General features: G+C 41.1%; 13 protein-coding genes. All 13 read right to left on the bottom strand.

Going from position 1 to position 15,446, the window contains the following annotated elements; genetic code table 11:
* Positions 1-3: 3 nt before the first annotated feature.
* Complete coding sequence (locus GT641_RS07525) at positions 4-2,223, bottom strand: ABC transporter substrate-binding protein (protein WP_161117205.1); 2,220 nt, start codon at positions 2,221-2,223, stop codon at positions 4-6.
* A gap of 35 nt (positions 2,224-2,258) precedes the next feature.
* Positions 2,259-3,326, bottom strand: coding sequence for a hypothetical protein (locus tag GT641_RS07530; protein ID WP_161117206.1), 1,068 nt, complete (start codon positions 3,324-3,326; stop codon positions 2,259-2,261).
* 368 nt (positions 3,327-3,694) lie between these two features.
* Positions 3,695-4,009, bottom strand: a complete 315-nt coding sequence (locus GT641_RS07535; RefSeq protein WP_161117207.1) for a type II toxin-antitoxin system RelE/ParE family toxin — start codon at positions 4,007-4,009, stop codon at positions 3,695-3,697.
* Positions 3,999-4,289, bottom strand: coding sequence for a type II toxin-antitoxin system RelB/DinJ family antitoxin (locus GT641_RS07540; RefSeq protein WP_021944606.1), 291 nt, complete (start codon positions 4,287-4,289; stop codon positions 3,999-4,001). Before GT641_RS07540 ends, GT641_RS07535 begins: the two co-directional genes overlap by 11 nt.
* A gap of 238 nt (positions 4,290-4,527) precedes the next feature.
* Positions 4,528-5,268, bottom strand: a complete 741-nt coding sequence (gene fabG, locus GT641_RS07545; RefSeq protein ID WP_161117208.1) for a 3-oxoacyl-[acyl-carrier-protein] reductase — start codon at positions 5,266-5,268, stop codon at positions 4,528-4,530.
* Positions 5,261-6,184 carry an ACP S-malonyltransferase gene (gene fabD, locus GT641_RS07550; protein WP_008402593.1) on the bottom strand — a complete coding sequence of 308 codons (924 nt, stop codon included), beginning with the start codon at positions 6,182-6,184 and terminating at the stop codon, positions 5,261-5,263. The genes fabG and fabD overlap by 8 nt, the downstream gene beginning before the upstream one ends.
* Before the next feature lie 333 nt (positions 6,185-6,517).
* The gene (acpP, locus tag GT641_RS07555) at positions 6,518-6,751 is read right to left on the bottom strand and encodes an acyl carrier protein (protein WP_008402591.1); all 234 of its coding nucleotides are present in this window, start codon (positions 6,749-6,751) and stop codon (positions 6,518-6,520) included.
* Positions 6,752-6,869: 118 nt separating this feature from the next.
* The gene (locus GT641_RS07560) at positions 6,870-8,153 is read right to left on the bottom strand and encodes an FtsX-like permease family protein (protein ID WP_161117209.1); all 1,284 of its coding nucleotides are present in this window, start codon (positions 8,151-8,153) and stop codon (positions 6,870-6,872) included.
* On the bottom strand, positions 8,154-9,074 hold the full coding sequence (locus tag GT641_RS07565; protein ID WP_243143714.1) for a hypothetical protein: 921 nt from the start codon (positions 9,072-9,074) through the stop codon (positions 8,154-8,156).
* A gap of 2 nt (positions 9,075-9,076) precedes the next feature.
* Entirely contained in the window at positions 9,077-9,754 is a 678-nt protein-coding gene (locus GT641_RS07570; RefSeq protein WP_008402588.1) for an ABC transporter ATP-binding protein, read from the bottom strand.
* Positions 9,755-9,901: 147 nt separating this feature from the next.
* Positions 9,902-12,364, bottom strand: coding sequence for an ABC transporter permease (locus GT641_RS07575; RefSeq protein WP_161117210.1), 2,463 nt, complete (start codon positions 12,362-12,364; stop codon positions 9,902-9,904).
* Positions 12,365-12,426: 62 nt separating this feature from the next.
* The gene (locus GT641_RS07580; protein ID WP_161117211.1) at positions 12,427-14,856 is read right to left on the bottom strand and encodes an ABC transporter permease; all 2,430 of its coding nucleotides are present in this window, start codon (positions 14,854-14,856) and stop codon (positions 12,427-12,429) included.
* 143 nt (positions 14,857-14,999) lie between these two features.
* Positions 15,000-15,236 carry a hypothetical protein gene (locus tag GT641_RS07585; protein ID WP_161117212.1) on the bottom strand — a complete coding sequence of 79 codons (237 nt, stop codon included), beginning with the start codon at positions 15,234-15,236 and terminating at the stop codon, positions 15,000-15,002.
* Positions 15,237-15,446: the final 210 nt, after the last annotated feature.

A 15,446-nucleotide genomic window follows, 5' to 3' on the forward strand; every position in this document is an offset into this window, starting at 1 on the left:
GTATTATCTCACCTTTTTTACTTTTACACCCTTCTTCACATAGTAAACATGCTTTCTATAGGTGACATTTCCAGTGTAAGATTTCTTCCATACACCATTCTTGACATAACATTCTTTCTTACCATTTTTGATGAATGCTGTCTTGTCTGTCTTCAGACCTTTTTTAACATAATAAGTTGCCTTACCGACTTTTACAAATCCGGTCTTGGTGTTCTTTGCGCCCTTATTCAGATAATAGGTCTTCTTACCAACCTTTACGAATTCATTCTTTGTACTGCAGACACCCTTCTTTACATAGTAGTACTTCTTGCCTTTCTTCACGAATCCGGTCTTCTTATTCTGCACTACACCCTTCTTGATGTAATAGGTCTTCTTGCCAACTTTGATGAATCCGCTTCTGCCTGACTGGATCAGACCTTTCTTTACATAGTAATATTTTCCGTCAGATCCCTTTACAATGCCATTACTTGTAAGGGATACCTTTGGTTTTGAGATCTTATAAGAACCACCATTAATGCTTCTTGCCATCTTATCGAATACTTTATAAATATTCTGATTATTTTTCATAGCTGCAGGATTCTTACCCTTACTGATCACCTTCTGAGCTGCAACGGTATTATTTGGAAGGTCGCCCAGAGAACTCATTACAGAAGGATCGCAACATAAGGCTTTTAGGAACTGCACTGCTGCTTCATCCTGCCTGCCACTCTTAATTGCGTAGTATGTACCACCCCAGTTATAGGCAAATGGTCCCTGGCAGGCAGCCATCGGCTTGTCAAATGTAATGCTATACTGTCCCCAGGTGCCAGAGAACCAGCCAAATACCTTACCGGATGTCATATCAGCCACCCAAGCACTGCTCCACATCGAGCTTCCTGTATCATATCCATTTCTACGGGTCGCCTTCGCGATCTTTTCCACAGTCTTCTTATCTGCTTCAGATAACATAAATACCTTGCTATTATCCTCGTAAGAATACGATGTATCCCCTATCATGTTATTGAGAATACCCTCACAACCACTCATTGTATATTTTGATGCTCCGGAGGTCATATAGTAACCGGCCTCTTTCATCTTTGCAGCAACAGACAGATAGCCATCAGCTGTTCCGATCATCTTCTGAACCTTTTCAGGATCTGAAGTTCCAAGAACCTTCTGTGCAATATCCGGATCAAACATAAATGCTCCCGGTGTTGCTTCCGGTGTCATCGCTACAAGCTTGCCCTTATAGGTTCCTGCTTTTCTGGTATATGGATAAGACTGGCTGTAAGCATCTGTAAGTCCAAGCTTGTCCAAATCTGTAAATACTCCTGTAGATAAAAGTACATCCAGCTTTGCTGAATCCATCAAAACAATAAACGTAGCTTCGGGATTGTTTGCAAGCTTCTGCTGTACTAATGCATAATATTCAGCTGATCCTCCGCCAACTTCATATTTGATCACTTCGATATTCTTTGTATAAGACGGATATTTCTTATTAACCGCCTTTATCGCCTGTTCCACCTGACTATCCCATGTCAGAATATAGACCTTATTTGTCTTTAATTTGCTCTCTTTGGCTGTACTGTTTACATATACAGTAAAGGAAACTGTGCTTGAATTACCCATTTCATCAGAAATCACACAGTGATAATCCTCAGTCTTCAGCTTTTTTGTTTTGTTTACCGGTGCTGTACAGGTATAAGATGCTTTATGCCCTAACTGTCCTACATCTCCCCCGTATGACTGTCCTTTATACCATGTATATGTAAGCTTCCCCTGATTACTGCTTGCGGATACCTTTAGTGTTACTTTCTCTCCTGAGTTCGCTATCACCGTATTATTGCCAACTGCTTTAGCTGTTATATTTGAAGAATTTACATAAATATAAAATTCACAAAATTTTCCATCTCTACTATTCTTGTCGGATATAGATACATAAACAAACTGGGATTTTGTAACATTTCTCAATGTATATGACAATCCATCTGCACTGACAGTTCCACCATCTGCACTGACAGTTTCACCATCTGTAATCCAGTTACAACTACCCACCTCAAAACCTGCCGGTAGATTTAACTTACTGAGATTTATTGATAAGGTGACATCTTCTCCGGATTCTACCAACACCATCTCCTCGTAATCAATACCTCCCGCCTCTACCGGAAACTTTAGTCCCGGCAGCCATATGAGTGCAGCTATAGCGATGCACATAAGCGCCAGTAGTTTCTTCATTTTTTTCATAATCATCTCTCCTTTGCTTTTAAAATTGTGATATATTACTCATTATAATTTACATTGTAGCTATACAGATCTTTGATCTTCTTACCTTTATTATTAAGAAGCTGAAGGGTGATTTTACATTCACCCAGTTTCTTCTTTGCTTTATTCTTTCTTAACAGAATATAGTCTCCAAGCACAATATAGCTTCTTCTCTCGCTTGAGCTGGAATTAATGGCCTTTTCTTCTCCTGTCGCAATATTCTTTTTGTTTAACAGGCCAAAAGATCCCATTGAGTCATATTCATATCCCTTATACTGTGCTTTCTCACCGTCAATTACGCAGCCGGATGTGCTGACCTTAACCTTCATATATGTTTTCGGCAGATTCTTGATCTTTGTCTTTTTCCCTTTTTTGTTTATTTTGTAGAAAACATCAAAGTTGTTATAGACATACACCGCATCTCTATAAACAATCATGCGGCTGTCCTTTACATTTCGACACACTTTCGTAAGCGCTTTTTGACTGATTACTTTTTTATGAGAGCCATCCAGATTCATAGATGCAAAATAATAATTATAGTTTGAAGTGCCATTTGAATATGCATAATATATCTTATTCTTATAAATGGAAAACTCAAAACCCGGCTCCGGCAAAACACTGCTTGATGAACACTCAAAAAATAATTTTTTCACCTTTCCGTTTTTCACATTTACGCGAATAATGCCATAACACATAAGACCATCCATTAAACCACAATAAAGATATCCTTTATAGTAAAACATGTTGCTGATATTGGCATAATTCTTATAAGAATAATATGTATTCTTATTTCTTACCTGCTTTGGCAGCTTTGCTAACTTCTTGTTTGTCTTTTTCTTGACATCATAGCAAAAGATATAACCCATTCTGTCACTTGAATAATAAATCTTATTGCCTACCTGTACCGCAGCATAAGATGTATCATGCAATCTATGACATCCTATCACTGTCTGGGAATCATCCGCCGCTGATAATGATGCTGCCTCCGTCTTTAATACCGGTGCCGTAGGTATGATCCCGCCGATACCCAGCATCGCGGCTAATACAAGACACATGATGCATTCTTTCATCTTATTCATTTTCATCCTTCTCTCTCCTTTTCTCTTATACTCTATGCCTTCTATCGGTTACATTGCTTTTCCTTATACTTATGTAAACCTCATTGATGTCTGTAAAAATGCACAAATATTATAAAAAAAAAAACGGCTGTCAATAGTTCACAAAATATTTCTCATTTTTTATATATTTTGCTTCATTTTACTCTCTCCCTTCTATAACTATCTGCATGTCCCTTTTCTCATAATAGGAACATCTACTATCATAGACAGGGCATCGGCAGAAAAAGTTTTAAAGAATTAAAAAAAATCCAGATACAGCATTTCTGCCATATCTGGATCTTTTATTTATCAATATTTCGCAAAATCAATATCCTTGTAAGCAATTAATTTTGCTCTCAGTATATCTTATTTTCGTAGTCTTGAAGATCATGGAAAATACCATCTATATAAACCAGATTATCAACTATCCTATACAACATAAAATATTTATGTCCTGCAAAATTAATTCTTCTATATCCTAAATCCCGCAACTTTTTATTTCGACATAATTGTAAACTTCCGGCAACATCTTCTAACTTCTTTTTCGTATTCTCAAAGTCATTTAATAAACTTGTCGCAGCCTGCGGATTTCTCTTTTTTTCAATCAAATATTGAATAATCTTCTTCAACTCCTCTGCTGCATCAATCGTCATAAAAACCTTATATGCCATATTTTGTCCTCATATCCGCCACAAATGCATCTGCATCTATACATGCTCCCTGCTCTGCGTGTTTTCTCGCATCTTCCAGTCTTTTCAGTACATCTTCTTCGGACATACTTTGATATATGTTGTTACTTCTTTTAATCTCAAATGGAAATCCATTTGCAGCTACTGCCTGTGTCAAAAAGATTCTTATCGCCGTCGTAGTATCTGTTCCCAAATCCTTGAACAAACTATCTGATTTTCTTTTTAATTCATCGTCTACTCTAACCTGAATTGTACTTGCCATATAGTGCCTCCTTTATTCTTGTTGTTGTATTGTGTTTGTATTAATATGTCAATATATTGTATTGCTTTTATACGTTTATATTACAATATCGAATATAAAAAAACAATATTAATGATAATTTCATTACAAAAGCAAGATAAATTTTGAAAAATAAAAATGCTATAACAAAACAATGCCAGATACAAATATATACTTTGTATCTGGCATTTATATTCTTTAAGCTATATTCTATTCTATCTTACAGGCTCATGCCACCGTCTACACGGATAACCTGTCCTGTAATGTAAGATGCCTTGTCGGATGCAAGGAATGCTGCTGTCTCAGCGATATCTGATACCTCACCCAGTCTCTTAACTGTGATGTGGTCAAGCATCGCATCCTTCATCTTATCTGACATTGCGTCTGTCATATCTGTCTTGATGAATCCCGGCGCGATCGCATTTGCTGTTACGCCACGGCTGCCAAGCTCCTTTGCTACAGACTTCGTCATGCCGATGATTCCGGCTTTGGATGCAGCATAGTTGATCTGTCCTGCATTTCCCTCAATGCCGACTACGGATGACATGTTGATGATCCTGCCGTACTTCTGCTTCATCATCGGTCTGTACACATGCTTGATACAGTTAAATGCACCCTTCAGGTTGATATTGATAACCTGATCGAAATCTTCTTCCTTCATACCGAGCATGATATTATCTTTTGTAATACCGGCATTGTTTACGAGGATATCAACTCTGCCATACTGCTCCAGTGCGAACTTGATAAGTCCCTCTGCTTCTGCAAAATCAGCTACATTTGCCTTATAAGCAACTGCTTCTCCGCCAGTTTCCTTGATCTCTGCTACGAGACTGTTTGCACGCTCCTCTGAGCCATTATAATTGACAACTACCTTTGCGCCATATCCTGCAAATGTCTTTGCAATGGCTCTGCCGATACCACGTCCGGCACCTGTTACGACTGCTACCTTATCCTTAAGCATTCAGTTCCTCCAATTTCTTCAGATCATCAACCGTTGCGATGTTGATGCATTTCATTTCCTTGTTGATCTTTCTCATAAAGCCGGACAGAGTCTTTCCAGGTCCAACCTCTACAAATGTATCTACGCCGTCTGCGATCATAGCTTCGATACTCTGCTGCCATCTGACAGATGAATATACCTGACGCATCAGTAAAGTCTTAACCTCTGAAGCATCTGTTACATAACATGCATCAGCATTACATACATATGGAAGGAAATCGTCTGCGATCTCTACATCTCTTAAGTATGCATATAACTTTTCACCGGCCGGTTCCAGCATCTTGGAATGGAATGGGCCGCTGACATTTAACTTGATCACTCTCTTGGCTCCTGCTGCCTGAAGGGCTTCACATGCTTTGTCAAGGGCTTCTGTCTCACCAGAAATAACGATCTGTCCGGGGCAGTTATAATTTGCGATCTGAACATTGCCCGGAGTCTCCTCACAGACCTTTGCGATCACTTCTGCATCTGTAGCGATAACGGCTGCCATAGCACCCTGACCAAGCGGAACTTCATTCTGCATCAGGATACCACGCTGTCTTACGGTACGGATCGCATCCGGAAGCTTCATAGCTCCACAAGCTGTAAGTGCGCTGTACTCACCAAGTGACAGACCTGCGAATACATCTGCCTTCAAACCTGCATTCTTTACATGCTCATAGATAGCAAGTTCTGCTGCTACCATAGCAGGCTGTGTATATTCTGTCTTGTTGATATCTTCATTTTCCTCAAAGCAGATCTTCTTCAGATCAATGTCAAGCACACTGTCTGCTGTATCGATCACTGCCTTACTGTCTTCAAAATTGTCATAAAAATCCTTAGCCATGCCTACATACTGAGCACCCTGGCCAGGGAAAATAACTGCTGTTTTACCCATTTTTCTCACCTGTCTATTCTATTTATCGGCAATTGCGATGTTCAAAGAGTAGATGATGTTCAACCATTTGATTTGCCAACACAGAGGCATTTGAGTCCGCCGGTCCTTGGATGGCGCTGCAAGCGGCATCTTAGTACCGCTGCAGGACGAAACGAGCGGAAGCGTCCTCTGGTTGGGAAAGTCAAGATGGTTGGACATCACACAATATCTAAACATCACAATTGCCCATCCCTGTATACTAAAAGAAGCAGCCAGTCTGTCATCCACCAACCTGCGCCGGGCAAATCTGGTATGTAGACATCTTCGCTGCCTCTTGTCTGCTTCTGATGTGAATTATTCTTCTACACCTTTGCTCTTAAGATAGTTAAGTACGTCTTCGAATGTAGCAACGTCTTCAAGCTCCTCAGCTGGGATCTCAACGTCGAATTCATCTTCCATCTTCATTACTATCTCATATAAATCTAATGAATCTACTCCTAAATCATCTTTGAAGTTAGTATCGAGCTGCATCTCATCCTGTGATACTCCTAACTGCTCTTCGAAAATAGCTTTTACCTTATCGAACATATTAATAATTCCTCCTAAATATAGTAAATGTTTATCTCACTGCCCCGCGGACGATTATAATATAACGCATGGATACAGTAAAGTCAACAAAATACTGTTCCGTTTTTTTCCTTTTTTTCTATCTGTTTCTGACAGCATCTAACGGCTGCAGTTTCGATGCAAATCTCGCAGGAAAATATCCGGCACATATCGCAAGCAGAATCGCTCCGACAACGGCTCCGACTGCAAGCTCCCATGGGATCATTGCAATCTGCGTTCCCTTTGCCAGATCGAACATTTTAATAGCAATCTTATCTACGATACCCTTAAACCCATACGATAAAAGCACTCCTATGATGCCGCCTGCTGCTCCGATGATTCCTGCTTCTGTAAGGAACAGGAGCTGCAGCTCATCCGGATCGCATCCGAGAACCTTTAATACGCCGATTTCATTGATCCGGTCAAATACCGATGTTGTCATGGTATTGCTGATTCCGATCACGGCTACGATCAGTGCGATTGCTCCGATACCACCCAGTAAAAGCTGTACCATCTTCAGATATTTCTGTATCGTATCCAAATACTCTTTCTCATTTTCCGTCGTATACCCCATATCCTGAAGCTTCTTCACGGTAGAATCGACATGATCGATATTATCAACAGTCACAACCGCTCCGGAATATACAAAATCCTTGTACGGATTTCCATTTGCATCAAGCGGCTGTCCTGGCAACGTCCCCCCACTGGATACTCTGCCTAAAAAGCTCTTTAACACATCCAGATCGCAGTAAATGCTCTGTGAGTCTCTGTTATATGTATCTTCTCCACTGTCAATAACCGCTCCGACTTCTATCTTCACCGGTGTCATCTCCTGCAAGTCCCAAAAGGATAGATCCACTTTTTTTCCGATCCATGTCTCTGCTTTTTTCTTCTCTGTCACATCATAGGTCTGCTCCGTTTCCGGATTATAGAATAAGGATGTAACCTTATTTCCCATGATAAGCACCGGCTTCACGCTCGATGTTGTCTGCTTTGACGTCTTTGTATACTTAAGCTTCGCAAGCTCCGACTGTGGAATACCGGTAATCGCACCATCATAAGAATATTTTCCATTTGTGATGGTCACATACATCTCATAGGTCGGATATACGGAACTGACATATTCAAGCTCCTGAAAAGTTTTCACGGTCTGATCCATGATCATCCGGTCTTTGTGCTTGCCGCCGGTTGCTCCGGTCACCTGAATCCGACAAATACTTTCACTATCCACCATGGTATTGATCATTTCCTGTCGTACGCCGATACCAACTGCAAGCAGGGTCACAACAGAGATCACACCGATCACAACTCCAAGTATGGTTAGAAAGGTTCTGGTTTTTCGTCTTTTCATATTCATCAAACATAAATGACTGATCCAACCCATTTAGAACTCCTCCAATATCTCTTTCTTCCTCTTTCTTCTGCGAATGATCCAGATAACAATGAGTGCCGCAACAACCACAGCGGCAACAATCTCTATGATCATCTTACTGTAATCCTTCTTCTGTACATCCTTTACCTTTTCAATATCTGTATAGACAGGTGCACTTACGCTGATCGAGAAATTCTCTTCCAGCGTTGTTACATTTCCCGATTTATCTTCATATGTAACGATAAGCTTACCCATCTCACCGCCGGTGCCTGTCGTCTTCGTTGTGTTTGCAAGTATATCGATCGAGCCATTCTTACCCGGTTCGATATTCCCGATATAGACATCACCTTCAGATGTAAATCTTGTATCGATCTTTGCCTTTACATTATAAAGAGTAGATGCCCCCAGATTGCTGACACTTCCCATGATCTCGATAGAATCTCCGAGGGTCACATCTGATTCTGCATATACACCGGTGATCTCACCGCGCTGTTTAATCGTAACCGGCAGATAGATCGTATCTGTCACGGTATATGGATTGCCATAGCGGTCTTCATACTCATCTGTCACTGTCAGCTTATAAGCCTTTTCTTCCAGATTGGCTGCTGCCTGCATCGGGAACTCAAATGTATAAGTCTCTCCGCCTTCCAGACCTGCCAGATATCCGGTTCCGGCTCCGGATGCCGGAATCAGTTCGCCTCCTTCGGAAGCAACTGCCATTTTCAGATTACTGATCTTTTTATCTGCAGTATTCTTGATCGTAACCTCAAGTGTAAAGGTTCCACCTGCCACTACTTCATTCTCTTTGATCTTATAATCAGTTACCATAACCTTTGGCTCTGCTGCTGATACAGAAGCCATCGTATCCTTATATCCAAATACAGCAAGGAATCCAAGTACACATGCCATACAGATTGTAAGTATTCGTTTCATCTCTACATCTCCTCTCCTTCTGATATCTTTCCATCCGTGATCCTCACGATACGGTCTGCCTCTCTCGCCAGATCGATGTTATGTGTGATAAGTACCAGCGTCTGATCCAGCTTCTTAACAGAATCCTGAAGCAGGGTGATAACTTCATTTCCATTCTTGGAGTCAAGTGCTCCGGTAGGCTCATCGGCAAGGATCAATGCCGGGCGATTTGCCAGTGCTCTTGCGATCGCTGCACGCTGCTGTTGTCCACCGGATAACTGGTTTGGAAGATGCTTCCGTCTGTCCTTCAGGCCTAACATCTCGATGATATGATCGATGTAATCACGATCCGGTTTTCTGTGATCGAGCAGGATCGGCATCTTGATATTTTCCTCTACTGTCAGTACCGGGATCAGGTGATATGCCTGAAATACAAATCCGATCTTTCTTCTACGGAAGACCGACATCTCCTCATCGGTCAGTCTTGTAATATCCTTTCCGTCTACAATGACATTTCCCTCATTTGGAGTATCCACACCACCCATAACATGAAGCAGGGTGGATTTACCGGAACCGGATGCACCGACAACCGCCACGATCTCGCCCTTATTGACTGTCAGGTTCACATCATCAAGCGCCCATACTCTGGTATTTCCTTCTCCGTATATCTTTGTTACATGTTCCATTTTTACGATTTCCATAGCTTACCCTCTTTCCTCTGCATTCCCCGCAGATCTTTCTATCTATAATTTTTATCTACATATTTATTGCATTTCTGTTTTTTAACCTTGTCATACAGCAACTCCGTTGCAACTTTCCATCTGCTGTATCAGGCTTACATTTCATGCTTACTCCTCAAGCTTCAAATCTTCTACCATTGCTGCCGGAAGATCTCTGATCCCCAGCCAGATGCTTCCGCAGATGATCAGGCCGGATGCCACAAGTCCGACTCCAAATGCCCACCAGGCAATGGACTTTCCTGCCTCGATCACCATATTAAGATAGATAAAGAATCCATATGATATGCCAACACCTATAATAAAGCCGAATACATTCGCAACGACCGTCGTCATAACACCCTCTAACATAACAGTTTTTAACAGACGCTTTCTGGACATTCCGATCACCCGGAGCTGTGCGAATTCTTTTCGTCTCAGATGCAGATTTCCGGCTGTCGTATTCACGATGTTTACCGAACTTAATACAAAGATAAACAGTACTGCTGCGACTGCATACCGAACAAAGCTTTTCAGGTATACACAGATCTGCATAGCCTCTCCATATAATGAATCCTCGTTATAGGACAGCAATTCTGTTACAGCACTAACTGATATATGATCCATATCGATCTTATATTTCATACCGGCAATATCATTTTCTCCGTACCCGGTCAGATCAAAATAATCACCTTGCCGCATATAGATCTGTCGGTCAGAATCCCCTTCAAATACCTGCGTTCCAAGATCCAGAATACCTTCTACCTTATAGGTCTTATAATGACCCTCCGCGATCAGCCGGTCTTTAATCTTCTTATATTCCACATATTCCTGCCGCACGGAAGTCCGTTCTTCTGCGTTTTTTACTGTGCCGTATTCACTGTCGCTATCTTCTGTCGTACCTGCTTTTTTCTGCTGTTTTTCAAATTCCTGATCGATCTTCTCCTTTGCTTTCAGACATTCTTTCTGATATAAAGCAAAATCAACTAATTGAACCGTATCACCCAGTTCGAAATGATAAGTATCAAAATGATACGCTTTATCATATAAGGTATCATTCGTATCATCTGCCTCTTTCAGATCCCAACTGTTAAAGCTTCCTCCCTCAACGACCAGAATACCGTCCTCGGATAGTTCTGTCGTTCCTGCTTTCAGATATCTTGCAAGGTCATTCAGATCAGAATCGTCACATCCGATCACATCTGTGCTGTTTACTATACTTTCCGCTACACTTTTGGTAACTTCCGGATCTTTATCCTCTGATGTATCTCCTGTTCCATTTAACTTATCCATATAAAGATCGTAATAATATCCCATCGTGACCTTTGTCCGGAATTCATCTGTGATCTTTCCTGTATAAGAATCCGTATTTACAAGATCCCCCACACAGGCATATACCTTTTTGGACGCTACCACATTGTTATTCTTCGACAGATCCCGAAATACCTCCGCAGATGGCAAGGTGCTCTGTGCTTCTTCCAGGCTCGTTGAAGCTGACGAATACGATGTCAGATTGATCTGATATTCCCCATATTTTTCACCCGTTTCCTTCCAATATTTCCGAATCTGTCCCCAGCAGCTGCATATCAGTACGATCGCCGATATACTGAATACCATAGCTGTGACTGTCTTTATAAATCTTCCTTTATTTCGAAGGACACTCTTTCTGGCATATGCACCTTCGATTCCAAATATCTTTCCCATCAGACCGCCGCCATGACGACGAAGCTTTTCTTTCTTGATCCTGTATTCGCCACGAACCGCACTGACCGGTGTCATCTTCGTTACCAGTTTGGCATTCTCACGCATTACGAAATACATATCTCCCAGATAAGTGATCAGGATAGGGATCATCGGAATGATATGGAAGCCTGCGCTTATCTTAAATATAAATCCAAGGATCATGCTGACAATTCCGCCCATCACAATGCCGGCAAGCAGTCCGGCGATCTCAAGCATGGCTCCCATCCGATAGATGATGCCGCTTAACTGTCCTTTCGTCGCTCCGATACATCGTAAGATTCCATAGTCCTTTACCTGCTCTAATGTGAACATCTGGATCGTATTTCTGATAACTCCGACTGCAAAGACTGCAAATATATATGCAACTAACAGAACCACGATCAATATAACGTCAAATCCTTCCTCCATATCCTGCAGATACCAGGTGGACAGATCCCAGTTGAGTTCTGCATCCACCCCATAATCTTCTATCATCTCGTTCATGATCTTAGCCATCCTGTAAGGATGTCCGGTATTTACATACAATGCATTGTCATATACCTTTTCTACATATTTGCCATCCGTTCCATCGATCATCTCCCACTCACTCACCACATACTTTCCTGTGTATGCCTGTGTGACACGATCATCCGACGCGATCTGTGATAAGGTTTCCTGATCATCCGTCAGGAACACGATCTCATAGTCCGCTTCCTTTCTTACATCCTTTTGCTGCTGCAACATATAAGAATAGAAAATGTTCAGTCCCGCATACAACACGATTACTGTGATCATTACACCGATGATCGTGATCACACATCGTTTTTTGCTTGCTTTCAGGTAATATACTGCAAGTTTCTTATAGTCTGTCATTTTCACCTCTCCTTTTTATTTCACCCCGATAATTTTGGCCTCTCTTCATCATTATCGATTTTTTATTCCTCAAGCTTCAGGTCATCTACAATATCAATCGGAAGATCCTTAAGGGATGCATAGATACTTCCAAAGATCACCAATGTGGAGGCGACCAGCCCGACTCCAAATGCCCACCAGGCAATGGTTTGTTTTATATATAAAAACATACTGAGATATGTATAAATATATATCGTAAAAATCGAACCAAATAAGAATCCCAGAACATTTGACAGGACCGTCGCCATCGTGCCCTCTAACATGACCGTATAGATCAGTCTCTTTCTGGACATTCCGATCACCCGGAGCTGCGCCAGTTCTTTTCGCCTCATATGCAGATTTCCTGCTGTGGTATTAATAATGTTCACCGAACTCAACACAAATATAAAAGCAGCAAACGCCAATGCATACCGAACTATATTTCTGGCATAAGCATATCCGTACAGTACATCTGTAATATCGCCTATTCCGGTTTCAAAATAGGATACCGGCACACTGTCAAGATCGATCGCGTACTTTACTCCTGTCACATCCTGTTCGCCATATCCGGTCAGGTCAAAGTAGGAATCTCTTTTCATATAGATATCTCCCCAGTCCGGAAGCAGCTGATCTCCAAAATCCAGAACTCCCTGAACTGTATAGGTTCGATAATATCCTTCCTCAATAAGTTCCTGACGGATACGCTCAGCGATCACATACTGTTCACGCCAGGTTGATCTGCCCTCTTTGGTTGCCCGTTCTTCTGAGATATAGGTATCTCCCGTATCTACCTCAGGACTGACCAGAATACTGTCTGCCATCATCTTTTCATAAGCCGCCTGATATCGTTTCTCATATTCCCTGTAATCAACCAGCTGGATCATATCTCCTACCTGCAGATCATATGTATCAAAATGCTTTCCCAGATCATACAACGTCACTCCGTCATCATAGCTTCCGGAATAATCCATTACGCTTCCTCCGCCAACGACCAGAATACCATCATCATCCAGCTCCGCAGTTCCACTCTCTATAAACTCGGACAGATAGTCCAGATCATTCTGATCACAACCTTCAATGCTTATAAATGAACTATTCAGACTGTCAACAGCCTTTTCATATTCTACATCATCTTTCTCGCTGTATTCCTTTGTATTCCGTTCTCTCCATCTCTGCATCATTGCTTCGATGTAACTTCCCAAACTCGTCTGTTCTGCATAATCTTTGTTAAACTTGCCATAATAGGTTTCAGGATCTACCAGATTTCCTCTGGCACTGTATACCATTTTTGTTTCTGTTACATAGTAATGCAAAGAATTCTCTTTGATCTCCTCGACAGAAGGCAAATCCTCACTCTGTATCCATTCCACATCATTAAATATGCTGGCAGGGGATTGGTTTTCTTCCAGATATCTGCCATACATATCATTAATATTCTTTTTCGTATCATGAACCATACTTCCGGTACTTAAGCATATAATGATCGCCGTTATGCTGAGCATCATGGCTGTTACTGTCTTTGCAAATCGTCCGCTGTTCCGCAGTACACTTTTTCTTGCGTAGGCTCCTTCAACACCGAACAGCCGCCCCATCAGACCATTTCCACGTACCTTGATCTTTTCCTTTTTGATCCGGTACTCTCCACGTACTGCACTGACCGGCGATGTCTTCGTCACAAGCTTTGAGCACTCCTGCATAACAAAATACAGATCTCCAAGATATGCGATCAGGATCGGAATAATCGGTCCGATATGGAATCCGACATCAACATCCTTTAAAAAACCAAGGATCACACTGATGATGGTTCCGAGCAGTACACCGACTGCAATGCCTGTCACTTCCATGCCTGCCCCTATCCTGTATATGATCCGGTTCAACTGTCCTTTCGTTGCTCCGATGCATCGCAGGATTCCATAGTCCTTCACCTGCTGCAGGACAAACATCTGAACCGTATTCCTGATCATTCCGACAGCGAAGATCGCAAAGATATATGCTATCAGCAGAACAAGGATCAGCAGAACACCGATCAGTCCATCTTCATCCTGAAGATATAACACTGCCAGTTCATTATTTAATCTTGCATCCACCCCATAATCGGCTTTCATATTCTCCATGATCGACTCCATCTTATAAGGATGTCTGACATTCACATATAAAGCATTTTTATAATTTACTTCTACAAATTTTTCTTCATCACTGGCATATTCTTCCCCTGTATACGCCCCGTTATATGCCTGAAGTATCTGGTCATCTGCAGCGATCTGCGCTAATTTCTCTGTATCATCAGACAGAAAAACGATCTCATAATCTGCTTCTTTTCTCACTTCCTGCCGTGTCTGAAGCACATACGAATATCCAAAATTCAATGCCGTATATAATACAGCTACCGTGATCATCACCCCAACGATCGTAACGATACACTGCCTTTTACCTGCTTTCAGATAATAAAACGCGAGTTTTTTATAATCTGTCATTCATTACCTCCCCGTGATATATATGAAAAAAAGATAGATACATTTTCGTTGTATCTATCTTCTCACTTCTATCTTACATTCCCGTGAATATCTGTGTATTCTTTTCTTACAATATTGTAAGAAAGAGGTAACAAGCAAATAATTCATTTGCCAGCATATCTCAGGCGTTTTATTTTTTCAAAAAAGTATTCACATGCTTCTGTTTCTGTTTGAAATTTCTTTAAACCAGATCTTCTCCCTTTTTCACTATAATATACACACCATTTCTCTTCTTTTACTATACATAATCTTTCGTTAGGCAAACCCCCTTTTAAAATAGAATATGTATCTTTAGGAATACCTAGTTTATTCAATTTTTCTTCTAATTCAAATACTTTCACAAATATCTCCGTTTTCTAATATATCATTTCAATTCATCAGGCATCTTCCATATCATACTCTGAACACGTCTCGTAATCTTCCTGCAGTATTTTCACCCATCGTTTTATGGCTCCCCACATACCATCAGAATGGCTCCATCCTTCCCAGTCAAAACATTTACTTAACTTTTCTTTATTATTAAAAACCGCCTGCATAACTACAGGTTTTAT

The sequence above is a fragment of the Clostridium sp. BIOML-A1 genome, from assembly GCF_009874105.1.
Taxonomy (GTDB): Bacteria; Bacillota; Clostridia; order Lachnospirales; family Lachnospiraceae; genus Coprococcus.

Coding starts and splice junctions, on each gene's coding strand:
- GT641_RS07540 (WP_021944606.1), bottom strand. CDS start 4,289: ATGGCAAGTACAATTCAGGTTAGAGTAGACGATGAATTAAAAAGAAAA.
- GT641_RS07575 (WP_161117210.1), bottom strand. CDS start 12,364: ATGACAGACTATAAGAAACTTGCAGTATATTACCTGAAAGCAAGCAAA.
- GT641_RS07525 (WP_161117205.1), bottom strand. CDS start 2,223: ATGAAAAAAATGAAGAAACTACTGGCGCTTATGTGCATCGCTATAGCT.
- GT641_RS07560 (WP_161117209.1), bottom strand. CDS start 8,153: ATGGGTTGGATCAGTCATTTATGTTTGATGAATATGAAAAGACGAAAA.
- GT641_RS07570 (WP_008402588.1), bottom strand. CDS start 9,754: ATGGAAATCGTAAAAATGGAACATGTAACAAAGATATACGGAGAAGGA.
- GT641_RS07530 (WP_161117206.1), bottom strand. CDS start 3,326: ATGAAAATGAATAAGATGAAAGAATGCATCATGTGTCTTGTATTAGCC.
- fabD (WP_008402593.1), bottom strand. CDS start 6,184: ATGGGTAAAACAGCAGTTATTTTCCCTGGCCAGGGTGCTCAGTATGTA.
- fabG (WP_161117208.1), bottom strand. CDS start 5,268: ATGCTTAAGGATAAGGTAGCAGTCGTAACAGGTGCCGGACGTGGTATC.
- acpP (WP_008402591.1), bottom strand. CDS start 6,751: ATGTTCGATAAGGTAAAAGCTATTTTCGAAGAGCAGTTAGGAGTATCA.
- GT641_RS07580 (WP_161117211.1), bottom strand. CDS start 14,856: ATGACAGATTATAAAAAACTCGCGTTTTATTATCTGAAAGCAGGTAAA.
- GT641_RS07565 (WP_243143714.1), bottom strand. CDS start 9,074: ATGAAACGAATACTTACAATCTGTATGGCATGTGTACTTGGATTCCTT.
- GT641_RS07535 (WP_161117207.1), bottom strand. CDS start 4,009: ATGGCATATAAGGTTTTTATGACGATTGATGCAGCAGAGGAGTTGAAG.